Annotated in this window: 28 protein-coding genes; 15 read left to right on the plus strand and 13 right to left on the minus strand. The window is 67.5% G+C overall.

The window, feature by feature from the left end; all coding sequences use genetic code 11:
• Positions 1-12: 12 nt before the first annotated feature.
• The 6 genes from FHW78_RS14570 to FHW78_RS14595 form a co-directional block, all read right to left on the minus strand.
• Positions 13-663, minus strand: coding sequence for a glutathione S-transferase family protein (locus FHW78_RS14570; protein WP_183642128.1), 651 nt, complete (start codon positions 661-663; stop codon positions 13-15).
• Positions 653-1,159: a hypothetical protein gene (locus FHW78_RS14575; protein ID WP_183642131.1), complete on the minus strand. Its 507-nt coding sequence runs from the start codon at positions 1,157-1,159 to the stop codon at positions 653-655. The genes FHW78_RS14570 and FHW78_RS14575 overlap by 11 nt, the downstream gene beginning before the upstream one ends.
• Entirely contained in the window at positions 1,156-1,707 is a 552-nt protein-coding gene (locus tag FHW78_RS14580) for a GNAT family N-acetyltransferase (RefSeq protein WP_183642134.1), read from the minus strand. Before FHW78_RS14580 ends, FHW78_RS14575 begins: the two co-directional genes overlap by 4 nt.
• Positions 1,704-2,255: a GNAT family N-acetyltransferase gene (locus FHW78_RS14585; protein ID WP_183642137.1), complete on the minus strand. Its 552-nt coding sequence runs from the start codon at positions 2,253-2,255 to the stop codon at positions 1,704-1,706. The genes FHW78_RS14580 and FHW78_RS14585 overlap by 4 nt, the downstream gene beginning before the upstream one ends.
• A 123-nt stretch (positions 2,256-2,378) precedes the next feature.
• Complete coding sequence (locus tag FHW78_RS14590) at positions 2,379-3,542, minus strand: acyl-CoA dehydrogenase family protein (RefSeq protein WP_183642140.1); 1,164 nt, start codon at positions 3,540-3,542, stop codon at positions 2,379-2,381.
• A 139-nt stretch (positions 3,543-3,681) separates the two neighbouring features.
• On the minus strand, positions 3,682-4,503 hold the full coding sequence (locus tag FHW78_RS14595; protein WP_183642143.1) for a glycine zipper 2TM domain-containing protein: 822 nt from the start codon (positions 4,501-4,503) through the stop codon (positions 3,682-3,684).
• A gap of 173 nt (positions 4,504-4,676) precedes the next feature.
• Here FHW78_RS14595 and FHW78_RS14600 point away from each other — a divergent pair, with 173 nt between their 5' ends.
• On the plus strand, positions 4,677-4,910 hold the full coding sequence (locus tag FHW78_RS14600; protein WP_183642145.1) for a DUF6116 family protein: 234 nt from the start codon (positions 4,677-4,679) through the stop codon (positions 4,908-4,910).
• 1 nt (position 4,911) lies between these two features.
• Entirely contained in the window at positions 4,912-5,679 is a 768-nt protein-coding gene (locus FHW78_RS14605; RefSeq protein ID WP_183642148.1) for a TatD family hydrolase, read from the plus strand.
• A gap of 3 nt (positions 5,680-5,682) precedes the next feature.
• Here FHW78_RS14605 and FHW78_RS14610 read toward each other — a convergent pair whose 3' ends face one another.
• Positions 5,683-6,483 (minus strand): tRNA threonylcarbamoyladenosine dehydratase, encoded by an 801-nt coding sequence (locus FHW78_RS14610; protein ID WP_183642151.1) that lies wholly within the window; start codon positions 6,481-6,483, stop codon positions 5,683-5,685.
• A 76-nt stretch (positions 6,484-6,559) separates the two neighbouring features.
• Here FHW78_RS14610 and FHW78_RS14615 point away from each other — a divergent pair, with 76 nt between their 5' ends.
• Both FHW78_RS14615 and FHW78_RS14620 read left to right on the plus strand, forming a co-directional pair.
• Complete coding sequence (locus tag FHW78_RS14615) at positions 6,560-6,997, plus strand: cytochrome c (RefSeq protein WP_141453198.1); 438 nt, start codon at positions 6,560-6,562, stop codon at positions 6,995-6,997.
• Positions 6,998-7,158: 161 nt separating this feature from the next.
• Entirely contained in the window at positions 7,159-7,638 is a 480-nt protein-coding gene (locus tag FHW78_RS14620) for a glycine zipper 2TM domain-containing protein (protein ID WP_183642153.1), read from the plus strand.
• A 110-nt stretch (positions 7,639-7,748) separates the two neighbouring features.
• Here the strand turns inward: FHW78_RS14620 and FHW78_RS14625 are convergent, their stop codons facing one another.
• On the minus strand, positions 7,749-7,958 hold the full coding sequence (locus tag FHW78_RS14625) for a cold-shock protein (protein ID WP_141453200.1): 210 nt from the start codon (positions 7,956-7,958) through the stop codon (positions 7,749-7,751).
• A 234-nt stretch (positions 7,959-8,192) separates the two neighbouring features.
• Between FHW78_RS14625 and FHW78_RS14630 the strand changes: the two genes are divergently transcribed.
• From FHW78_RS14630 to FHW78_RS14645, 4 genes are all read left to right on the plus strand, one after another.
• Complete coding sequence (locus FHW78_RS14630) at positions 8,193-8,678, plus strand: DUF456 domain-containing protein (protein WP_183642156.1); 486 nt, start codon at positions 8,193-8,195, stop codon at positions 8,676-8,678.
• Between the two features lie 73 nt (positions 8,679-8,751).
• On the plus strand, positions 8,752-9,921 hold the full coding sequence (locus FHW78_RS14635) for a phospholipase A (RefSeq protein WP_183642159.1): 1,170 nt from the start codon (positions 8,752-8,754) through the stop codon (positions 9,919-9,921).
• Positions 9,921-10,346, plus strand: a complete 426-nt coding sequence (arsC, locus tag FHW78_RS14640) for an arsenate reductase (glutaredoxin) (protein WP_183642162.1) — start codon at positions 9,921-9,923, stop codon at positions 10,344-10,346. The genes FHW78_RS14635 and arsC overlap by 1 nt, the downstream gene beginning before the upstream one ends.
• Before the next feature lie 48 nt (positions 10,347-10,394).
• Entirely contained in the window at positions 10,395-11,504 is a 1,110-nt protein-coding gene (locus FHW78_RS14645; RefSeq protein ID WP_183642165.1) for a sterol desaturase family protein, read from the plus strand.
• A gap of 43 nt (positions 11,505-11,547) precedes the next feature.
• Here FHW78_RS14645 and FHW78_RS14650 read toward each other — a convergent pair whose 3' ends face one another.
• The 3 genes from FHW78_RS14650 to FHW78_RS14660 are packed head-to-tail and all read right to left on the minus strand — an operon-like array spanning position 11,548 to position 13,867.
• On the minus strand, positions 11,548-12,183 hold the full coding sequence (locus tag FHW78_RS14650) for a glutathione S-transferase family protein (protein ID WP_183642167.1): 636 nt from the start codon (positions 12,181-12,183) through the stop codon (positions 11,548-11,550).
• Positions 12,180-12,392 (minus strand): DUF4260 family protein, encoded by a 213-nt coding sequence (locus FHW78_RS14655; protein ID WP_183642170.1) that lies wholly within the window; start codon positions 12,390-12,392, stop codon positions 12,180-12,182. The genes FHW78_RS14650 and FHW78_RS14655 overlap by 4 nt, the downstream gene beginning before the upstream one ends.
• Positions 12,350-13,867 (minus strand): fumarate hydratase, encoded by a 1,518-nt coding sequence (locus FHW78_RS14660; RefSeq protein ID WP_183642173.1) that lies wholly within the window; start codon positions 13,865-13,867, stop codon positions 12,350-12,352. Before FHW78_RS14660 ends, FHW78_RS14655 begins: the two co-directional genes overlap by 43 nt.
• A gap of 111 nt (positions 13,868-13,978) precedes the next feature.
• Between FHW78_RS14660 and FHW78_RS14665 the strand changes: the two genes are divergently transcribed.
• The 7 genes from FHW78_RS14665 (at position 13,979) to FHW78_RS20195 (ending at position 19,369) form a co-directional block, all read left to right on the plus strand.
• Positions 13,979-14,875: an RNA polymerase sigma-70 factor gene (locus FHW78_RS14665; protein ID WP_183642176.1), complete on the plus strand. Its 897-nt coding sequence runs from the start codon at positions 13,979-13,981 to the stop codon at positions 14,873-14,875.
• 36 nt (positions 14,876-14,911) lie between these two features.
• Complete coding sequence (locus FHW78_RS14670) at positions 14,912-15,358, plus strand: carboxymuconolactone decarboxylase family protein (protein WP_183642180.1); 447 nt, start codon at positions 14,912-14,914, stop codon at positions 15,356-15,358.
• A gap of 81 nt (positions 15,359-15,439) precedes the next feature.
• A complete protein-coding gene (locus FHW78_RS14675; RefSeq protein WP_183642183.1) occupies positions 15,440-17,335 on the plus strand; it encodes an ABC transporter ATP-binding protein in 1,896 nt (631 codons plus the stop codon).
• Positions 17,336-17,359: 24 nt separating this feature from the next.
• A complete protein-coding gene (locus FHW78_RS20015; protein WP_255443308.1) occupies positions 17,360-17,983 on the plus strand; it encodes a PQQ-dependent sugar dehydrogenase in 624 nt (207 codons plus the stop codon).
• Between the two features lie 2 nt (positions 17,984-17,985).
• Complete coding sequence (locus tag FHW78_RS20020; RefSeq protein ID WP_255443362.1) at positions 17,986-18,549, plus strand: PQQ-dependent sugar dehydrogenase; 564 nt, start codon at positions 17,986-17,988, stop codon at positions 18,547-18,549.
• Positions 18,546-18,926 (plus strand): hypothetical protein, encoded by a 381-nt coding sequence (locus FHW78_RS14685; protein WP_183642186.1) that lies wholly within the window; start codon positions 18,546-18,548, stop codon positions 18,924-18,926. Before FHW78_RS20020 ends, FHW78_RS14685 begins: the two co-directional genes overlap by 4 nt.
• Positions 18,923-19,369 (plus strand): PaaI family thioesterase, encoded by a 447-nt coding sequence (locus tag FHW78_RS20195; protein WP_183642189.1) that lies wholly within the window; start codon positions 18,923-18,925, stop codon positions 19,367-19,369. The genes FHW78_RS14685 and FHW78_RS20195 overlap by 4 nt, the downstream gene beginning before the upstream one ends.
• A gap of 160 nt (positions 19,370-19,529) precedes the next feature.
• Here the strand turns inward: FHW78_RS20195 and FHW78_RS14695 are convergent, their stop codons facing one another.
• Entirely contained in the window at positions 19,530-20,084 is a 555-nt protein-coding gene (locus FHW78_RS14695; protein WP_183642192.1) for a DUF488 domain-containing protein, read from the minus strand.
• Positions 20,077-20,874 carry an amidohydrolase gene (locus FHW78_RS14700; protein ID WP_183642195.1) on the minus strand — a complete coding sequence of 266 codons (798 nt, stop codon included), beginning with the start codon at positions 20,872-20,874 and terminating at the stop codon, positions 20,077-20,079. Before FHW78_RS14700 ends, FHW78_RS14695 begins: the two co-directional genes overlap by 8 nt.
• Positions 20,875-20,902: the final 28 nt, after the last annotated feature.

Here is a 20,902-nt window from a genome sequence, read left to right on the forward strand (position 1 = left end):
TCGTGGATGGATTCAGGAATTCGCCAGGCGCTCGGCGACATCGTCGGCGACCGGGGGCATGGGGATGAAACCCGGCGTCGCGCTCGCGCGCGACAACCAGGCGGAAACACGGGGAAACTTCGACAGCTCGAAGCCGCCATCGGCGGCGCAATGCGTATAGGCGAACAGGGCGATGTCGGCGACGCCATAGTCGTCTCCGGTGAACCAGTCCGCCTGTTGGAGATGGCGTTCCATCACCGCCAGCGCCTGCTCGCCGCGCTCGATCAGGCGTGGCAGATCGGCGCGTCGTGGTGAATCCGGCGGCGTCCAGCCACGGATGAAGCGCGCCACCGCGACATAGGGCTCATGGCTGTATTGCTCGAAGAACAGCCAGCTCAACGCCTGCGCCCGCTGCCAGGCATCGGCCGGCAGGTACGCGCTGCCCTCGGCCAGCCAGCACAGGATGGCGTTGGATTCGGTCAGGACGCGACCATCGCCGCGTTCCAGCATTGGCACCTTGCCGTTCGGATTCTTGGCCAGGTAGTCCGGCGTGCGGGTGGCGCCGTTCGGGCTGTCGACTTCGACCCAGCGGTAGTCGCGTCCCAGTTGTTCCAGCAGCAGGCGCACCTTGTGGCAGTTGCCGGACACTGAATAGCCGTGCACGGTGATCGATTCAGTGGACATGATGTTCCCGGGTGGCGAGGAATGCGGAAATGCGTCGCGCCTTGGCCAGATCCTTGTCGCGGCCGAACAGCAGCAGGATGCGTCGCTGCTCGGATGGCGTCGGCACGGGGATGGCCTGGCCGTTCACCTCCACCTGCAACTCCGAGGCCACCTGTACGGGCTGCCAGTCGTCCGCCACGCGGACTTCCAGATCGCCCATCACCTCCAGTGGCATCGGCAGATGCGCGAAGCGTGCGAAGCGGGATCGGAAACGGCCGTCATCGGCGGGACGATAGTGAGCGTCGCGATGCGCCGTCCACGCTTCTGCCAGGGCATCGGCATCCCGCGCGCTACATAGCAGATCGACGTCGTTCGGCTCCGGACCATCGACGCCCGCCAGGCGCATCGCGGCGCTGCCGATGACCCACCAGGGATCGCGGAAGCACGCGCGTGCGATCGGCACCAGGCCGGCCAGCGTGGCCATCAGGCGCGTATCGATGGAAGCGGGTGCGATCACTCGCCGCGTCCCGCGCGCCACGCGTCGCGGCTCTGGCCCCAGACATCCAGTTCGATCGACTCGAACGGCGGCGGCAGCCGGGTCTGGCGCAGCTTGCGCGACCCCAGGCGCTCGGCCAGCTTCTGCGACGGCACGTTCTCCGCGTCGATGCAGTGGATGATGTCGGTCCAGCCGAGGTTGTCGAATGCCCAGTCGATGGCCGGCCGCGCCGCTTCCAGCGCATAGCCCTTGCCCTGGGCCGCCCGCCGGAGCGACCAACCGACTTCATTGCCGGGCCAACCCTCCGGCTTCCACGGTCCCAACTGACCCAGCCATTCGCCGGTGGCGCGGTCGATGATCGCGAACATGCCGAAACCGTCGAGCCACCAGGAGCCCGGCTGCCACAGGAACCGGCGCCAGGCTTCCGGACGGGTGACCGCTCCGCCGATGAAGCGGGCCGCTTCCTCGTCGGCCTGGAGTTCGGCGAAACCGTCGAAGTCCTCGCGTCGTGGCGGCCGCAGGATCAGGCGTTCGGTTTCGAGTTTCAGTTCGTCGATGCCCCGGCTCATGCGGCCTTTCCTCCCCGTGCGAACCATTGTTCGCGTGACTGTCCCCAGATTTCGACCGGCTTGCCTTCATGCGGCGCCGGCAGTTCGCCCATGCGCAGGAAGCGCGAGCCAAGCTTGGCCGCGACCACTTTGGAATTCTGGTTGTCCGGATCGATGGTGTGGATGATTTCCTGCCAGCCCAGCCGCTCGAACGCCCAGTCGGCCGCCGCGCGCGCCGCTTCCGGCGCATAACCGTGGCCCCAGGCCTCGCGGGCGATACTCCAGCCGATCTCGGTGCCGGGCCAGCCGAGCGGGCACCAGGGGCCGACCCGCCCGACCCAACGACCGCTGGACTTCTCGATCACCGAGAACATCGCGAAGCCTTCCATCTGCCAGCAGCCGACCATCGCCGCCAGGCTGCGGTAGGCCATCGGGGGCGGTTGCACGCCGCCGATATAGCGGGTGGCCTCCTCGTCGGCCACGAACGCGGCCCACGCCTCATAGTCCTCGCGACGCTGCGGCCTCAGCCACAGGCGCTCGGTTTCCAGTCGCAGATCGAAGATGCTCAAGGTCTGCCCCTCATGTCGCGGCGGGACGGAGGACGCCAGGCCAGCGGCACGGGCCTGGTGCCCGCGCCGCGTTCACCCGCCGCCCTTCGCAGCACCCGCCGCATCCGCGGCGGGCGAGTTGGTTCAGAACGCGCTGATTCCGGTCAGTTCGCGGCCGATGACCAGTTGGTGCACGGTCTCGGTGCCTTCGTAGGTGATGACCGATTCCAGGTTCAGTGCGTGGCGGATCGCGGCGTGCTCGGTGGTGATGCCGGCGCCGCCGAGCAGGTCGCGGCATTCGCGCGCAATGTCGATCGCCATGCGGCAATTGTTCCACTTGGCCAGCGATACCTGCTGCGGCTGCAGGGTGCCCGCATCCTTGAGCCGGCCGAGCTGCAGCGACAGCAGCTGCGCGAGGGTGATCCGGCGGGCCATCTCGGCCAGCTTGATCTGCGCGCTCTGGGTCGCCGCCACCGGACGGTTGAACAGGATGCGTTCCTTGGAATAGTTCAGCGCCTCGTCCAGACAGGCGATGGCCGCACCGATCGGCCCCCAGGTGATGCCGTAGCGGGCCTGGGTCAGGCAGCCCAGCGGTCCCTTCAGTCCCTTGACGTTGGGCAGGCGGCTGGAATCGGGCACGCGCACGTTGTCGAAGAACAGCGCGCTGGTCACCGACGCGCGCAGGCTCATCTTGTGCTTGATTTCCTGGGCGGTGAAGCCCGGCGTGCCCTTCTCCAGCACGAAGCCCTGGATGCCTTCGTCGGTCTGCGCCCAGACGATCGCGATGTCGGCCAGGTTGCCGTTGGTGATCCACATCTTGGAACCGTTGATCACCCAATCGTCGCCGTCACGGCGCGCGTTGGTCTTCATGTTGGCCGGATCCGAACCGCCATGCGGCTCGGTCAGGCCGAAGCAGCCGATTACCTTGCCGGCGGCCATGTCGGGCAGCCAGCGCTGGCGCTGCTCTTCGCTGCCGTAGGCGTAGATGGGATACATGCACAGCGACGACTGCACGCTGACGAAGCTGCGGATACCGCTGTCGCCGCGTTCCAGTTCCTGGCAGATCAGGCCGTAGCTGACCCCGTTCAGGCCGGCGCAGCCGTACTTTTCCGGCAGCGAGGAACCCAGCAGGCCCAGTTCGGCGATTTCCGGGACGAGTTCCTTCGGGAAGCGGCCCTGGTCGAACGCCTCGCCGATGATGGGACGCACGCGCTCGTCGGTGAAGCGGGCCACGGTGTCCTGCACCGCGCGCTCTTCTTCGGAAAGCAGGGAACGGACATCAAACAGGTCGTACGGATTCAGGGCCATGCGGGATTCGTGCCGGTTCGGACAATCCCGCATTGTATGGGCTGCTCCGGGCGGGCGGTAAGCCTTCAGGTCGTAAAGGAAAGGCCGGCATTTCGCCGGCCTTTCGGGGGGTGTTTCGTGGAAACGTCGGGGACCGGGCTCAGCCCTTGGCGGGAGTCGCCACGGCGGCGGTCTGGGTGACCACCTTGCCATCGATCACCGGCAGCCGATCGCTGTCCGGCTTCTGGTCCAGGCGCACGGTGTTCTCCTGGCCGTCGAGGCGATAGGTCACGTCATAGCCGACCACCTTCTCGCCATTGCCCATCGGGATGCGGCTGCCCGGCTTCTTGTCCATCCGCATGGTGCCGGTGGTGCCGTCCGGGTTGCGGTAGGTGACGTTGTAACCGGTCACCCGCGACGACTCGGAGCTGGCGGTTTCGGTATGGCACTGGCGCTCGGTGCGCTCGACCACGCGGCCACCGACGTGGCGCTTGTCGACCTGGTTGCCGATTACGCCGCCGGCCACCGCGCCGGCCACGGTTGCGGCCTTGCGCCCGCTGCCGCCGCCGACCTGGTTGCCGAGCAGGCCGCCGATGACCGCACCGGCCACGGTGCCGCCGGTGTTGCCGTCGCGCTCGGGCAGGCGCTCCTGCACCACCACGTCCTGGCACACCTCGTGCGGGGTGCTGGTGGTGGTGGTCTCGCGCACCGGTTCGGTGCCGATCACGGTCGCGTAGAGTTTCTCGCTGGTGGTCACCGGCTTGACGTTGAGCACGTCGGCGTACTGCAGCGTGTCGGCCGGAATGACGTTGTCGGTCGCCGCCGCGTCATCGGTGGCGAGTGCCGGATCGGCCAGCGGCGCGGTCTCGGCCGTCGGCGTGCCAGCGGCCTTGTCTCCGCTCTTCATGAAAGCGGCAGTCGCCACGCCGCCCACCAGCAGCGCGCCGGCAGCGACCAGAATCATGGTGGTGTTGTTCTTCATCGCAGCCTCCATTGCGGGCCTCGCCCGAGTCACATTTCGGGCATCATTCCACCACTACGAACCTGAACCAAGCCCCGTTTCATGCAGACGAAATCGTACTTTTCGTGAACGGCGGCGCAGTCCCGCGCGACGTGCTAGCGTGTGGCCCCATCGACCCTGCGGAGACCCGCACCGTGGCCAATCCCCTTCTGTTGCCCATGCTGGAATGGGCCCGGAGACTGCGTTACCCCACCCTGTTCAAGATCACCGCGGGACTGTTCGCGCTGAGCGTACTGCTGCCGCCCGGCATCGATCCGATTCCGTTCCTGGACGAACTGGTGTTCGGCCTGGGCACGCTGCTGCTGGCGAACTGGAAGCGCCGCAAGGAGCCGGCGCCACCGCTGGAGCCGGGCCGGCCCTCGCGCTGACGTGCGGCTGATCGACAGCCATTGCCACCTCGACGCCGCCGAGTTCGATGCCGACCGGGACGCGGTGATCGCCCGCGCGCGCGAAGCCGGCGTCGCCCATCAGATCATCCCGGCGGTCGAGGCCGCCGGCTGGTCCGCCCTGCGCACGCTCTGCCGCGATCAACCGGATCTGCACCCGGCCTATGGCCTGCACCCGATGTACCTGGCGCGGCACCGGGAGGAGCATCTGGACGAATTGCGCGAATGGCTCGCAAACGAACGGCCGGTCGCGGTCGGTGAATGCGGCCTGGACCATTTCGTCGGGGATCTGGACCCGGGAATCCAGCGGCACTATTTCGAAGCGCAACTACGGCTGGCGCGCGAATTCGAGCTGCCGCTGATCATCCACGCGCGGCGTGCGGTGGACGAGGTCATCGCGGCGGTGCGCCGCGTCGGCGGCCTGCGCGGGGTGGTGCACAGCTTTTCCGGCAGCCCGGAGCAGGCGCGCCAGTTGTGGAACGCCGGCTTCCTGATCGGCCTCGGCGGGCCGGTCACCTATGAACGCGCGCAGCGGCTGCGCGGGCTGGTCGCCGCGATGCCGCTGGAGCACCTGCTGCTGGAAACCGACGCGCCGGACCAGCCCGACGCGGCGATCCGCGGCCAGCGCAACGAACCGGCGCGGGTGTCGTTCATCTGCCGGACCATCGCGCAGTTGCGGGACGAACCCGAGGACGATATCGCCGCCATCACGCGCGGCAATGCCGCGCGCCTGTTCGGATTGGCCGCCTGAGTCTCAGGCCGCCGGCTTCTTTTCCTTGAGCAGCAGTTCCAGCGCCTTGCCCACCATGGCGAAGGCGAATGCGCCGGTAATGTGGGTCGCCGCGCCCAGGCCGACGCCGCAATCGAGCTTAAGCGCCGCGTCGGCGCCCAGTTGCGGGCGCAGGCCGCACACGCTGCCATCGGCCTGCGGATACTTGACGTTCTCCAGCGAGTACACCGCGGTCACGCCGAAGTAGCGATCGCGGTTCTTCGGAAAATTGAACTCGCCACGCAGCTTCTTGCGCACCAGCGCCAGCAGCGCGTCGTGTTCGGTGCGGGAGAGATCGCGCAGGCGGATCTGTGTGGGATCGGTGCGACCGCCCGCCGAACCGGACACGATGACCGGCAGCTTGCGCCGCCGGCACCAGGCGATCATCTCGACCTTGGTGCGGAAACTGTCGCAGGCGTCCAGGACCAGATCGAAACCGCGGTCGAGCAGTTCCTCCAGGTTGGCCCCGGTCAGGAACGCCGGCACCACCTCGATCTCGACATCCGGATTGATCGCGCGGCAGCGCTCGGCCATCGCTTCGGCCTTGTTGCGCCCGTACTGCCCTTCCAGCGCGGGCAACTGGCGATTGGTGTTGGACACGCAGATGTCGTCCGCATCGATCAGGGTCAGGTGGCCGACGCCGGAACGCGCCAGCGCCTCCACCACCCAGGAGCCGACGCCGCCCAGGCCGACCACCGCCACGCGCCGTTCGGCGTAGCGGTTGACCGCGCCCTGCCCGTACAGGCGGTCGATGCCGGCGAAACGATCCTTGAGGACTTTCTTCATCCGGCAATTGTAGACATGGCGCGAGGTGTGACGTGCGTCGTACCATGGCACGGACTTTTCCAAAGGAGCCCGCCGCATGGCCAGCCAGCCGACCGCCAAGTCGTCCAACGCTTCCCGCTACCTGTTCCTGTTCCTGATCGGCCTGGTGATCGGCGCGGTCGCCACGGTGATGGCGATGCGTGCGATCCAGGCGCGCCAGGATCCCTTCCCCGACAGCGTCATGCACGTGATGCAGAAGCACGCGGGCCTGCTGGGCGACAAGGTGGCGCAGAGCCGTTGCGCGGCCACGGACACGGTGCCGCACGTGCGGGCCCTGCGCACGATGGCCAACGACCTGGAACTCGCCCTGCCCGGCCTGGCCGAGGATCAGCGCTTCGTGACCCACGCCAGCGATTTCCGCGCCAAGCTCGACGCCAGCCTGGCCACGCCACCGACCGATTGCACCGCGGCCAAGGCGCTGGCCGATCAGGTCAAGGAAAGCTGCAAGGGCTGTCACCAGGACTTCCGCGGCTGAATTGCGGCTGACGCTTCACGCCCGCGATGACGGCCCGGAGCGGTGCAGTTGTCGCGGGGTTCACGCAGGTGGCGCGAGGATGCGTGCGACCGGGCCGCGCCATCGCGTCACCCGGTTCTGATCGAATGTCCAAGATCGGACCACGTGAACCAGGAGGAGCCATGAATCTTCGTATGTTTGCCATCGGTGCCGTTGCCTCGCTGGCGCTGGCCGGTTGCGCCACCAGTTCGCCCGGCTATGGCGGCGGCGGTTACAACAGCGGCGGTTATCGCCCGGCGCCTTCGAACAACTACTGTGCCGACTGCGGCATCGTCGAGCGCATCGATGTCGTGTCCTCCGGACGCTCCGCGCCCAGCGCGACCGGCGCGGTCCTGGGTGGCATCGTCGGCGCAGTCGCGGGCCGCCAGATTTCCGAGCATACCGGCGGCAGCAAGGGCAACAAGAACATTGCCACCGTCGCGGGCGCCGCGGCCGGCGCGATGGCCGGCAACGCCATCCAGAACCGCACCACCGGCGATAGCTACAACATCACCGTGCGCATGGACGATGGCCGTCGCCTGACCTTCAGCCAGCACGATCTGGGCGGCATCCGCGAGAACACCTACGTGCGGATCCAGAACGGCCGGGTGGTCCTGCGATAACGCTGTCCTGCGACCGGACGCATTCCCGCCGCGCAAAGAAAAAGCCCGACCTGAGTCGGGCTTTTTCTTCGTGTCCGGTCGTGACAACCGGCGCGAATATTGGCGAGACCTTACAGCGGCTGCACGGCGTCGGCCTGCAGGCCCTTCTGGCCCTGCACGACGGTGAAGCTGACCTTCTGGCCTTCCTTCAGGCTCTTGAAGCCCTGGGTCTGGATGGCGCGGAAATGCACAAACACGTCTTCACCGTTCTCACGGCTGATAAAGCCGAAGCCCTTGGCATCGTTGAACCATTTCACGGTTCCGGTTTCACGGTCGGACATCTACTTGCTCCTTGGAACTCTGGGTGGTGGAAACGCCTCTCGGCGGCTGGTTGCAAGGAGGAAGCGAGGTACAACGATGTAGCGGATCATGGATCTACCGCATCTAGGCCACGATTCACGGTGACCTTGGCAAACACAGCGAGCGCACACTAACCCGCAATTTGTGAAAATGCAAACCGTCCGCGGGCACCCGAAACGGCGCCCAACCTGTTGATTCGACAAGGAGAATTTCGCTTGGACCTGACCACCCTGTACTACGTCCTGGCCGTCGTGCTCATCCTGGTCGGCCTGGCCGGGGTCATCCTGCCCGCGCTGCCCGGCCTGCCGCTGGTGTTCGCGGGCATGCTACTGGCCGCCTGGGCGGGCGATTTCCAGCAAATCGGCTGGGTCACGGTGGTCCTGCTGGGGGCGCTGACCGCGCTGTCGGTAGCGGTGGATTTCTTCGCCACGCTGGTGGGCGCCAAGCGCGTGGGCGCCAGTGGCAAGGCCCTGCTCGGCGCGGCGATCGGCACTCTCGCCGGCCTGTTCTTCATGCCCATTGGTCTATTCGCCGGACCATTCGTGGGCGCCCTGCTGGGCGAGCTTTGGCACAGCCGTGAAATCGGCCAGGCCACCAAGGTCGGCCTGGGCACCTGGCTGGGCATCGTCCTGGGCGTGGTACTGAAGCTGGGACTGGCGTTCGCGATGCTCGGCCTGTTCCTGTTCGCCTGGGTGTTCTGACCCCGTCGGCCTCATCACTCCGCCATCGGGCACAATCGCCCGGCTTCTCCGTTCCCCTGACTGGTCCGATCGCATGACACCCCACCCCACCCGGCACCTGCTGCCGTCCCTGATCGCCATGACCCTGGCCACCGCCCCGGCCTTCGCCCAGGAGCCACAGCCCGCCGTGGTGACCCCCGAGGCATGCCGGGCCATCGAAACCGACGCCTCCCGCCTGGCCTGCTACGACGCCGTGTTCGGACGCCGGCCATCGGATACCCGCGCCGCCGACGCCGAGGCCACCGCCGCCCGCAGCAGCCTGGATCAACAGCAGATCCAGCAGGAATCGGAGGCGGGCGAAGCGGGCACCGAACACCGCGAACACCGCCGCCTCGGCGCCTGGTTCCGCACCGACGATCCGATGCTGCAGGAAGCCCTGGCCAACGCCGGCAAGGGCTCGCTGCTGGACAGCCGCTGGGAGCTGGCCAAGGACTCCAAGCTGGGCGTGTTCCAGTTGCGCGGCTACAAACCGCTGTACCTGATGCCGGTGTTCTGGACCAGCGACAAGAACGAGATGCCGCACTCGCCCAACCCGCGCAACACGGTGACCGAGCCACAGCCGCTGGACAACACCGAGGCCAAGTTCCAGCTGAGCTTCAAGACCAAGTTCGCCGAGAACCTGTTCGGCGACAACGGCGATCTGTGGGGCGGCTACACCCAGAGTTCGCGCTGGCAGGTCTACAACGGCGAGGAATCGCGCCCCTTCCGCGAAACCAACTACGAACCGGAAGTGATGCTGGTGTTCCGCAACAACTACAGCCTGGGCGGCTGGAAGGGACGCATGGCCGGGGTGGGCATCAACCACCAGTCCAACGGACGCGGCGATCCGCTGTCGCGCAGCTGGAACCGGGTGATCTTCACGGTCGGCCTGGATCGCGAGAACTGGGCGCTGGTGCTGCGCCCGTGGTGGCGCGTGCCGGATGGCAACGACGATGACAATCCGGACATCGAGGATTACATCGGTCGCGGCGACGCCATGCTGACCTACAGCAAGGGCGGCCACGAGTTCACCGTGCTGGCGCGCCACTCGCTGCGCACCGGCGACAAGTCGCATGGCGCGGTGCAACTGGATTGGGGCTTTCCGATCCATCGCAGCTTCCGCGGCCACATCCAGGCTTTCCACGGTTACGGGGAAAGCCTGATCGACTACAACCACAAGGCCACCTACATCGGCCTGGGCATCTCCCTGCTGGAGTGGTACTGATGAGCGAGGTGACGATTTACCACAATCCGGCCTGCGGCACTTCGCGCAACGTGCTGGGCCTGATCCGCAACGCCGGCATCGAACCACGGGTGATCGAGTACCTGAAGACGCCGCCGGATCGCGAGACCCTGACCGCGCTGATTGCGCGGATGGGCGTGCCGGTGCGCGAGGTCGTGCGCGCCAAGGAACCCATCCACGCCGAACTGGGACTGGACCAGCCGGGCGTGGACGACGGCACGCTGATTGAGGCGATGCTCGCCCACCCGGTCCTGATCAACCGCCCCATCGTGGTGACGCCCGACGCGGTGAAGCTGTGCCGCCCCTCGGAGACGGTGCTGGACATCCTGCCGCAACCGCAGCGCGGCGCCTTCAGCAAGGAAGACGGCGAGCCGGTGGTGGACGCGGCCGGAAACCGGCTGGCCTGACGTACACTCGGCGGGTACGGATACCCGCTTCGTCCGGAAAGGAATCGCATGCCACGCAAGCACCGCTCGTTCTTCGCCTACGCCTCCGCCCTGCTCGGCCTGCTGAGCCTGATGGCGGTGCTGTGTTTCCACTTTCCGGAAATGCTGACCAGCAAGGAATTCCGCGCGGTCTACAGCGAGCAGTTCGCCCGCCACCTGCTGCTGATCGGACTGAGCGCGGCGTTCGTGCTCGGCACGCTGGCGATCCTGCGCGATCGCAACAAGCGCATCGCCTTGGTCGGCGTGGGCAGCGCGACCCTGGCGGTGCTGCTGGGCGGCACCAACGTGCAATTCGACGCCATCGGCAAGACGCCCTACTCGCTGGGCCTGGACTGGTTCGTGATCTCGCTGTTCTTTTCGGCGCTGGTGTTCGTGCCGTTGGAACGCTACCTGGGCAAGCGCCGGATCTCGCCGCTGCGGCCGGGCTGGCGCACGGACGTGGCGTACTTCTTCATGAGCCACGTGCTGGTGCAGTTCATCCTGATCCTGGTCACCGCCTCCACTTCGACGATCGCGGGGCTGGCCGCGTTCCCGGCACTGAAGGACGCGATCCAGTCGCTGCCGGTGTGGGTGCAGTTCCTGCTGGCGGTGTTCGTGGCCGATCTGGCCCAGGCGCTGCTGCATCGCGCCTACCACAACGTGCCATGGCTCTGGCGTTTCCACGCCGTGCACCATTCCAGCCGGGAAATGGACTGGCTGGCCGGATCGCGCATCCACTTCGTCGAGATCGTCATGACCCGCAGCGCGGTGCTGCTGCCGCTGCTGGTGCTCGGCTTCTCGGCGCCGGCGGTGAACGCCTACGTGATCCTGGTTGGCCTGCAGGCGGTGCTGGCGCACGCCAACCTGGGCATCCGCTTCGGCTGGCTGGAATACCTGCTGGTGCTGCCGCGCTACCACCATTGGCACCACGCCCGGCACAAGGACTACCTGGACGTGAACTACGCCATCCACCTGCCGCTGGTGGACATGCTGATGGGCACCTTCAAGCTGCCGCCGCGCCGGGAGGACTGGCCGGAGGAGTACGGGGTGATGAAGCTGGAAACGGTCCCGCGCGGCATCGTGCGCCAGCACCTGATGCCGTTCCAGCGCGGGCGCAAGTTCGACGAATACGTCGACTGAGCGAGGCGCCCCGGTTCAGCCGGGCCGCCTCGCGCGGAACCGATCAGGTCCAGTCGGTCAGCCCTTCGCGGGCATAGACTTCCTTGAACGCGGGGCGCGACTTCATGCGATCGGCGTAGGCCTTCAGCACCGGCCAGGTGTCGGACGGCTTCGGCATGTTGCGCGACCAGCGCATCAGCATGGTGGTCATGAAATCGACCACGGTGAGCTGATCGCCCACCATCCACGGACCATCGGCTTGCAGGTGATCGGCCACGCGCTGCCATGCGGCCTCGATGCGCTGGCGCGCGTGCGCGCGCACCGCCTCGGCGTTTTCCGCGCCGGCGATTTCGTCGGAGTAGAACCAGGCGCGATAGGCCGGCAACAGCGTGTTGGCCATGAACAGCATCCACTGGTAGTAGCGCGCGCGTTCCGGCGTTCCCGCCGGCGGCGCGAGATTCGCCCGCGGATGGCGATCCGCCAGATGCAGCAGGATGGCCGCCGACTCGGTGATCACCTGCCCGTCCAGATCCAGCGCCGGCACCACGCCGGCCGGATTGACCTTCAGGTATCCGGGCGCCTTCTGGTCGCGCTTGTCGAAGTCCAGCAGATGCAGCCGGTGCGGGATGTCCAGTTCGATCAGCAGCCAATGCACGACCAGGCTGGCGGTGCTGGGGGAGTAGTACAGGGTGGTGGTCATGATGCTCCTCTTGGTTCCGCCGCACCGCGATCGCGGGCACGGCCGATAAGTCCCAGATGCGTATGGGCGAAGCCCGATTCGTATTTCAGGCCATATCCCAGGGCGCGATCGAAACCGACATGCGCCAGCCAGATCAACGCGATGCCTTCGGGGGCTTCGCGCGGGTTCAGGCCACCACCACCGGAATCTTGCCGATGCGCGCCTGCCATTCCTTCGGGCCGGTGTTGTGCACCGAGGTGCCCTGCGAATCGACCGCGACGGTGACCGGCATGTCCTGCACCTCGAACTCGTAAATCGCTTCCATGCCCAGGTCGGCGAAACCGACCACGCGCGCGGCCTTGATCGCCTTGGATACCAGGTAGGCCGCGCCACCGACCGCCATCAGGTAGGCCGACTGGTGCTTCTTGATCGCCTCGATGGCGGCCGGGCCGCGCTCGGCCTTGCCGACCATGCCCAGCAGGCCGGTCTGTGCCAGCACCTGTTCGGTGAACTTGTCCATGCGGGTGGCGGTGGTGGGACCGGCCGGGCCCACCACTTCGTCGCGCACCGGATCGACCGGGCCGACGTAATAGATGAAGCGCCCCTTCAGATCCACCGGCAGCGGCTCGCCCTTGTTGAGCATGTCGACCATGCGCTTGTGCGCGGCGTCGCGACCGGTCAGCAGCTTGCCATTGAGCAGCAGCACTTCGCCGGGCTTCCAGTTGGCGACGTCCTCGCGGGTCAGCGTGTCGAGATCGACCCGGCGCCCCTTGGAGGCGTCGTAGGTCAGTTCCGGCCAGTCTTCCAGCGACGGCGGATCCAGCATCACCGGGCCGCTGCCGTCGAGGGTGAAATGGGCGTGGCGGGTGGCCGCGCAGTTGGGAATCATCGCCACCGGCAGGTTGGCGGCGTGGGTCGGATAATCCTTGACCTTGATGTCCAGCACCGTGGTCAGGCCGCCCAGTCCCTGCGCGCCGATACCCAGCGCATTGACCTTCTCGTACAACTCCAGGCGCAGTTCCTCGGCGCGGTTGGAAGCGCCGCGGGCCTGCAGGTCGGTGATGTCGATCGGTTCCATCAGCGCTTCCTTGGCCAGCAGCATCGCCTTCTCGGCGGTGCCGCCGATGCCGATGCCGAGCATGCCCGGCGGGCACCAGCCCGCCCCCATGGTCGGCACGGTCTTGAGCACCCAGTCGACGATCGAGTCGGACGGGTTGAGCATGGCGAACTTCGACTTCGCCTCCGAGCCACCGCCCTTGGCGGCGACGATGACCTCGACCGTATCGCCCGGGACAACCCTGACGTTGACCACGCCCGGCGTGTTGTCCTTCGTGTTGGTGCGCTTGCCGGCCGGATCCGCCAGCACCGAGGCGCGCAGCTTGTTGTCCGGGTGGTTGTAGGCGCGGCGCACGCCTTCATGGACCATGTCCTCCACGCCCATCGTGGCGTCGTCCCAGCGCACGTCCATGCCGATTTCCAGGAACACGGTGACAATGCCGGTGTCCTGGCAGATCGGGCGGTGGCCCTCGGCGCACATGCGCGAGTTGATCAGGATCTGGGCGATGGCGTCCTTGGCCGCCGGCGACTCCTCGCGCTCGTAGGCGGCGGCGAGGTTCCTGATGTAATCGACCGGGTGGTAGTAGCTGATGTACTGCAGCGCGTCGGCGATGGACTGGATGAGGTCTTCTTGCTTGATCGAGGTCATGGAGCTTGGAGCCGGGGCTGCCGGTGGGTAGCGGGCGGAGCCTGCCATTTTAGGCCAAAGTGGCGGCCCGGCCGGTTGTCACGCCGTGCCGCCCTGCCCCGTCCTGGCCCCATGAACGCCGAAACCACCTTCCAGAGCCACCGTTCCCGCCTGTTTTCGCTCGCCTATCGGTTGCTGGGCAGCCGCAGCGACGCCGAGGACGTGGTCCAGGACACCTGGCTACGCTGGCGCCAGGCCGATACTGCCGCCATCCGGGATCCGGAGGCCTGGCTGGTGACCGCCGCCAGCCGGCTGGGCATCGACCGCCTGCGCGCCGCCAAGCTCCAGCGCGAACGCTACCCCGGCCCCTGGCTGCCTGAACCGGCCGAAATCGACGACCGTCCCGGTCCGGAACATGGCGCCGAACTGGCCGAGCAGGTCTCGCTGGCATTCCTGGCCGTGCTGGAGCGGCTGGGACCGGAGGAACGCGCGGCGTTCCTGCTGAAGGAAGCCTTCGACTACGACTACGGGCATATCGCCGAACTGATCGGCCACAGCGAGGCCAACTGCCGCCAGATGGTGCATCGCGCGCGCGAACGTCTGCAGGCCGCGCGGCCACGTTTCGATGTCGCGCCGGAACGCCACCGGCGCCTGCTGGAACGGTTCATGCACGCCGCGCGGGTGGGCAACCGGGAGGCGATCGCCGCGCTGCTGCACGAGGATGCGCGGCTGGTGTCCGACGGCGGCGGCAAGGCGACCGCGGCGATCCGCCCACTGCACGGCAACGAACGCATCGCACGCCTGTTCTGGGCCGCGTATCGGCGTCCGCAGCCCGATACCGAATGGCGCATGGGGCGGGTCAACGGCGAGCCGGCGGTGCTGCGCTACCGCGATGGCCGGCTGGTGTCGGCAATGGTGGCGATCAGCGATGGCGAACGCATCGCCGAACTGCTGACCGTCATGAATCCGGACAAGCTTCCAGCCCACGGAAGTGTCACGCCCGCGAACAGGCCACCGTCCCTGGGGTGAAGCGCGACATTCCGTCCGCGCATTCCGGAAACACCGATGTCGCTCCCCCGCGTCGATTACACCACCCTGGCCAATGAAGCCTACAAGGGCCTGTTGAAAGTCAGCCACGGCCTGCACCACGGTTCGCTGGACGCCGTCCTGCTGGATCTGGTCAAGCAGCGCGCCTCGCAGATCAATGGCTGCACCTTCTGCCTCGACATGCACGGCAAGGCCTTGCGCGAAGCCGGCGTCGAGCCGCGCAAGCTCGACACCCTCGCCGCCTGGCATGAAAGCCCGTTCTACGATCCGCGCGAACGCGCCGCGCTGGCCTGGACCGATGCCCTGACCCGGGTCGGCGAGACCCATGCGCCTGACGAGGTCTACGCTGGCCTGCTGCCGCATTTCGACGAAACCCAGATCGCCGAATTGACCTTCGTCATCGCCATCATCAACGCATGGAACCGGATGGGCGTCGGACTGCGTTCGCCGCTTCCGGGAACCTGAACACCCGCCAGGCATTCCACGCGACGTGGCCGCGCGGCCACGTCGTTTCCCGCGGGCCGGGCCGAGCAGGCACAATGCGCCATGGCTTCCGCCCCCGTTCCCCCCACCGCCGCCGGCACCAAGCCCCGGCGCGGTGAAAAGTCCGGCCCCAGCCTGCGCGATCGCTTCAACGCGATGCGCAACCTGCCGCCTTTCCTGAAACAGATCTGGGCGACCAGCCCCGGCCTGACCCTGGCCAGTCTCGGCCTGCGCCTGATCCGCGCGCTGCTGCCGGTCGCCACGCTGTACGTGGGCAAGCTGATCATCGACGAAGCGATCCGCCTGGTCGGTCTCGGGCTGCCGCAGGCCGGACTGGTCGAGGTTTGGCGCGATGGACAGCTCGACACCTTGCTCGGCCTGCTGGCGCTGGAGTTCGGCCTGGCGATCCTGTCCGATCTGCTGGGCCGGTTCGTCAGCTATGCCGATGCGCTGCTGTCGGAACTGTTCACCAACGCCACCAGCATCCGCCTGATGGAACACGCGGCGCGGCTGGACCTGGAGGACTTCGAGGATCCGGACCTGCAGGACAAGCTGGATCGCGCGCGCCGCCAGACCATGGGGCGGATGAATCTGATGAGCCAGTTGTTCGGGCAGGCGCAGGACGCGATCACGGTGATCAGTTTCGCCGCCGGCCTGTTGGTGTACGCGCCCTGGCTGATCCTGCTGCTGGTGGTGGCGCTGGTGCCCGCGTTCGTCGGCGAGGCGCATTTCAACGCGCTGGGCTATTCGCTCAACTTCCAGTGGACGCCGGAACGGCGGCAACTGGAATACATCCGCCAGACCGGCGCCAGCGTGGAAACGGCCAAGGAGGTGAAGATCTTCAACCTCCACCGCTTCCTGATCGATCGCTACCGGCAACTGGCCGAAGGCTTCTACCGCGCCAACCGTGCGCTGGCCCGGCGTCGTGCGTTGTGGGGCACGCTGCTGGCCGGCCTGGGCACGCTGGGCTATTACGTGGCCTATGGCTACATCGCCTGGCGCACGGTGCGCGGTGATTTCAGCATCGGCGACCTGACCTTCCTGGCCGGCAGCTTCCTGCGCTTGCGCCAGTTGCTGGAAGGCCTGCTGATCGGATTCTCGCAGGTCGCCGGGCAGGCGCTGTATCTGGACGATCTGTTCTCGTTCTTCGAAATCCGCCCGGAAATCGTCTCGCCGCCCGGGGCCGCGCCGGTGCCGCGCCCGATCCGCGAGGGCTTCCGCTTCGAGAATGTCGGCTTCCGCTATCCCGGCGCCGAGCGCTGGGCGGTGCGCGGGCTGGACTTCCAGCTGCGCGCCGGCGAGGTGCTGGCGCTGGTCGGCGAGAACGGCGCCGGCAAGACCACCCTGGTCAAGTTGCTGGCGCGGCTTTACGACCCGGACGAAGGCCGCATCCTGCTGGACGGGCGCGATCTACGCGAATACGACATCGACGATCTGCGCGCCGGCATCGGCGTCATCTTCCAGGACTTCGTCCGCTACCACCTGACCGCCGGCGAGAACATCGGTGTGGGCCAGGTGGATGCGATGGGCGACGATGCGCGCATCCGCGAATCCGCGCGCCGTTCGATGGCCGACGAGGTGATCGCCTCGCTGCCGAACGGCTACGACCAGTTGATCGGCCGCCGCTTCAAGACCGGCGTGGATCTGTCTGGCGGGCAGTGGCAGAAGATCGCCATCGCCCGCGCCTACATGCGCGACGCCCAGGTGATGATCCTGGATGAACCGACCGCCGCGCTGGACGCGCGCGCGGAATTCGAGGTCTTCCAGCGCTTCAAGGAGCTGTCCAGCGAGCGCACCGCGGTGCTGATCTCGCACCGCTTCTCCAGCGTGCGCATGGCCGACCGCATCCTCGTGCTCGATGAAGGCCGGCTCGAGGCCAGCGGCACCCACGATCAGCTCATGGCCGAAGGCGGCCGCTACGCCGAACTGTTCGAACTGCAGGCCGCCGGTTACCGTTGACCCCAACCCCCAGGGAGATTTCCGATGCCCCATCGTTCCGCCCTCGCCCTTGCCATGTTCGCCGTCACCGCGCTGTCCGCCTGCCAGGCGCGCGATGGCGATTCCCAGCCAGCCGCCGCCGCGAAACCCGCGCCCGCGCAACCGCCGGCCGCGCGTGCCCTGTCCAGCGCACTGGGCAACATCCAGGTCAGCGTGCTCGCGCAGGGGCTGGATCATCCCTGGGGCCTGGCGCTGCTGCCGGAAGGCGGCTTCCTGGTCACCGAGCGCTCGGGGCAACTGCGCCGGGTTGGCGCCGATGGCGCGATCTCCGCGCCGCTGGCGGGCGTGCCGAAGGTGTTCGCCGAAGGCCAGGGTGGCCTGCTGGACGTCGTCCTCGCGCCGGATTTCGCCACCAGCCAGCGCATTTACCTGAGCTACGCCGAACCGGGCGACAACGGCACCGCCGGCACCGCGGTGGCCACCGCCACGCTGGGCGCCGATGCGCTGACGGAGGTGAAGGTCATCTACCGGCAGGAACCCAAGCTGGAGGGACCCAACCATTTCGGCTCGCGGCTGGCTTTCGACGGCCAGGGCCACGTGTTCATCAGCCCAACCATCGGCCCACCTCGCAGGAACTGGGCAAGCTGCAAGGCAAGCTGGTCCGGCTGAACCTGGATGGCAGCGTGCCGCAGGACAATCCCTTCATCGGACAGGCCGATGCGCGTCCGGAGATCTGGAGCTACGGCCACCGCAACATGCAGGGCCTGGCCATCGATCCGCGCACCGGCAAGCTGTGGGAATCCGAGCATGGTCCGCGCGGCGGCGACGAGATCAACCTGCCGCAACCCGGCCGCAACTACGGCTGGCCGATCATCACCCACGGCATCAACTACTCCGGTCTGCCGATTCCGGAAGCGCAAGGCCGCGAAAAAGCCGGCTTGGAACAGCCCTATCACGTGTGGGAGAAGTCGCCGGGCCTCAGCGGCATGGCGTTCTACACCGGCCATGCCGGCTCGCCCTGGAACGACAGCCTGTTCCTCGGCTCGCTGGCCGAGCGCAACCTGATCCGCCTGAGCCTGAAGGGCGATGCGATCGTGTCGGAGGAACGCCTGCTCAACGAAATCGGCGAGCGCGTGCGCGACGTGCGCGTTGGTCCGGACGGCAGCGTCTACGTGCTGACCGACGAGAACGACGGCAAGCTGCTGCGGCTCGCGCCGCCGGAGGCCAAGCCATGATCCGTGCCGGCCTGTTGCTCGCCCTCGCCCTGCTGCCCTTCGCCGGACCCGCGCAGACACCGCAGGGGTTCGCCGATGCCAAGGCGCAGGCGGATCGGGACGAAGCCTCGATGGATCCGGTGAAGCGCGCGGCCTTCCAGCAGGCGCAGTCGCGGCAACTGGAAACCAGCGTCGCCAACTGCGCCGATCCGCGCCACGACACCGCCGCGTTCGTGATCGTCGTCGAGGTGGACGCGCGCGGCCGCATCGTCCGCACCTGGCGCCAGGGCGACACCGCGCTGGCGGTCTGCGTGGAGAAGGAACTCAACGGGCGCTTCCTGGAGCCGCCGCCGCGCGCGCCGTTCCTGGCCGCGTTCGAACTGAGCTTCACCCCGTGAGCGTGGTCGACATCAATGCGTTGTTGCGCGCGCGGTTTTCGGCGGGCGCGCCGTTGCAGATCCCGCCGCCCTGCCTGCTGGACATGCAAGGCGAGGTGGTCGAGTACGTCGAAGGCGAATCGCTGCGCATGCGGTTTCCGGTGTTGGCGCGCTACCAGAATCCGATCGGCCACATGCAGGGCGGCTTCATCGTCGCTGCGCTCGACAACACCCTGGGTCCGTTTTCCTACCTGATCGCCCCGCCCAGCGCGACCACCTCGCTCAATACCCAGTACCTGCGCCCGGTGACGCCGGAAGTCGGCCACATCGTCTGCACGGCACGCCTCGTCGAACGCACCCGCGGCCAGCTGCACCTGGCCGGCGAGGTGCGTGATCCTGACGGCAAGGTGCTGGCGCTGTGCCAGGCGGTCTGCCAGATCCTGCCGGAGCGTCCAGCGCGCTGATGCGTTGAGTTCCCATGTGGGAGCGACGTAAGTCGCGACCGGATGGCCGGTCACGCGGAAACGCCAACGTGATTCGTCGTGACAGGTGACAGGCCTGAAAGAGTGCGCCCCGTGGACGTCCCATCGCGACTCACGTCGCTCCCACAACTGCCGATGAAGCTCAGAACAACTCGCCTTGCGGTGGCACCGGAAGGGAGTAGTCCAGGTGGCCGTCCACCAGGCGCGCGGCGCGGGTCAGCGGGTGGATTTCGTGTCGTCCGTCGTCGAGCAGATGGCGGACCTCCCAGCCGTCGGCGGTGAAGGCGTCGGCGATCAGGCCGCGATGGCAGTTGCGCCAGTCCGCTTCGGCGCACAGGAACGCCGTCGGCCGGCGCCCGGCGACTTCGGCCAGCGCGGCGTGGGCATCGATGAAGGCCGCCGTCTGCATGTAGTCCGCGTAGCCGCGGAAGCCCGGCTGTCGCCAGGCGGTGTTCACCGAGTCCGGGCGCGGTTCGCGGCGTCCGCCCAGCGAAGGCATCGGCCGGTAGTCGATATCCAGATCCGACAGGCCACGCATCAGCGCGGCGCCTGCGAACTGCGGATACCGTTGCGAGGCGGCGTAGCGGCGCACATCCGCCACGACCTCGATGCCCGCAGCGGTGAGTATCGCCGCGAAGGCATACCAGTCGCGGCTGGAATGCCCGATGGTCCAGATGCGGCGCGGCGCTTCAGGCAAGCTCGAACCGGTCCGCGTCGAGCATCGCCGGGAAGCGCTCGCGGTGCGTCGCCAGCGCGTCGGCCGAGATGGTCGTGGTGGTGACGCCCTCGCCCGGCCCCAGCTCCACCTGCGGTTGGCCGAGGAAATCGATCACCGCGCTGTCGCCGGAATAATCGAGGTTGTTGCCGTCGGTGCCTGCGCGGTTGACCGCCGCGACGAAGCACAGGTTCTCGATGGCGCGCGCGCGCAGCAGCGTGCGCCAGGCATGGGCGCGCGCGGCGGGCCAGTTGGCGACGAAGATCTGCAGATCGAAATCCAGCTGCCCCGGCCGCTCCACGTCGTAGCGGTTGCGGCAGAACACCGGGAAGCGCAGGTCGTAGCAGACCTGCGGATTGATCCGCCAGCCCTTCCATTCCACGGTCAGGCGCTCGCGGCCGGCGGCGTAGCGCTTGTGTTCGTTGGCGTAACGGAACAGGTGGCGCTTGTCGTAGCTGTGCAGTTCGCCATCGGGCGTGGCCCACAGCAGGCGGTTGAACACGCCCTCGCCGGTGCGCAGCTGCACGCTGCCGGTCACCGCCGCATCGAGCTTGCGCGCCTGCGCGCGGATCCAGGCGACGGTTTCACCGTCCATGCCTTCGGCGCAGTCGATGGCATCGTTGCTGAAGCCGCTGGTGAAGGTCTCCGGCAGGATCACCAGATCCGTCTGGCCCGCCAGCGGCGCGATCAGGTCGCCGTAATACGCGCGGTTGCCGGCCGGGTCATGCCAGCGGGTGATGCCCTGGACGAGGGAGAGGCGCAGGTCCTGCATGTCGGTCTGTATCCGTCTGGTGATGGAA

The sequence above is a fragment of the Pseudoxanthomonas sp. OG2 genome (assembly GCF_014192765.1).
Lineage (GTDB): Bacteria > Pseudomonadota > Gammaproteobacteria > Xanthomonadales > Xanthomonadaceae > Pseudoxanthomonas_A > Pseudoxanthomonas_A beigongshangi.

Bases quoted from the DNA above. Each gene is read 5' to 3' on its own strand.
- FHW78_RS14595 (WP_183642143.1), bottom strand. From the start codon at position 4,503: ATGAAGAACAACACCACCATGATTCTGGTCGCTGCCGGCGCGCTGCTG.
- FHW78_RS14610 (WP_183642151.1), bottom strand. From the start codon at position 6,483: ATGAAGAAAGTCCTCAAGGATCGTTTCGCCGGCATCGACCGCCTGTAC.
- FHW78_RS14655 (WP_183642170.1), bottom strand. From the start codon at position 12,392: ATGGCAGGCGCGCATCGGCAAGATTCCGGTGGTGGTGGCCTGAACCCG.
- FHW78_RS14580 (WP_183642134.1), bottom strand. From the start codon at position 1,707: ATGAGCCGGGGCATCGACGAACTGAAACTCGAAACCGAACGCCTGATC.
- FHW78_RS14700 (WP_183642195.1), bottom strand. From the start codon at position 20,874: ATGCAGGACCTGCGCCTCTCCCTCGTCCAGGGCATCACCCGCTGGCAT.
- FHW78_RS14590 (WP_183642140.1), bottom strand. From the start codon at position 3,542: ATGGCCCTGAATCCGTACGACCTGTTTGATGTCCGTTCCCTGCTTTCC.
- FHW78_RS14620 (WP_183642153.1), top strand. From the start codon at position 7,159: ATGAATCTTCGTATGTTTGCCATCGGTGCCGTTGCCTCGCTGGCGCTG.
- FHW78_RS14670 (WP_183642180.1), top strand. From the start codon at position 14,912: ATGTCGCTCCCCCGCGTCGATTACACCACCCTGGCCAATGAAGCCTAC.
- FHW78_RS14570 (WP_183642128.1), bottom strand. From the start codon at position 663: ATGTCCACTGAATCGATCACCGTGCACGGCTATTCAGTGTCCGGCAAC.
- FHW78_RS14645 (WP_183642165.1), top strand. From the start codon at position 10,395: ATGCCACGCAAGCACCGCTCGTTCTTCGCCTACGCCTCCGCCCTGCTC.
- FHW78_RS14675 (WP_183642183.1), top strand. From the start codon at position 15,440: ATGGCTTCCGCCCCCGTTCCCCCCACCGCCGCCGGCACCAAGCCCCGG.
- FHW78_RS14615 (WP_141453198.1), top strand. From the start codon at position 6,560: ATGGCCAGCCAGCCGACCGCCAAGTCGTCCAACGCTTCCCGCTACCTG.
- FHW78_RS14650 (WP_183642167.1), bottom strand. From the start codon at position 12,183: ATGACCACCACCCTGTACTACTCCCCCAGCACCGCCAGCCTGGTCGTG.
- arsC (WP_183642162.1), top strand. From the start codon at position 9,921: ATGAGCGAGGTGACGATTTACCACAATCCGGCCTGCGGCACTTCGCGC.
- FHW78_RS14685 (WP_183642186.1), top strand. From the start codon at position 18,546: ATGATCCGTGCCGGCCTGTTGCTCGCCCTCGCCCTGCTGCCCTTCGCC.
- FHW78_RS20015 (WP_255443308.1), top strand. From the start codon at position 17,360: ATGCCCCATCGTTCCGCCCTCGCCCTTGCCATGTTCGCCGTCACCGCG.
- FHW78_RS14635 (WP_183642159.1), top strand. From the start codon at position 8,752: ATGACACCCCACCCCACCCGGCACCTGCTGCCGTCCCTGATCGCCATG.
- FHW78_RS14625 (WP_141453200.1), bottom strand. From the start codon at position 7,958: ATGTCCGACCGTGAAACCGGAACCGTGAAATGGTTCAACGATGCCAAG.
- FHW78_RS14665 (WP_183642176.1), top strand. From the start codon at position 13,979: ATGAACGCCGAAACCACCTTCCAGAGCCACCGTTCCCGCCTGTTTTCG.
- FHW78_RS14660 (WP_183642173.1), bottom strand. From the start codon at position 13,867: ATGACCTCGATCAAGCAAGAAGACCTCATCCAGTCCATCGCCGACGCG.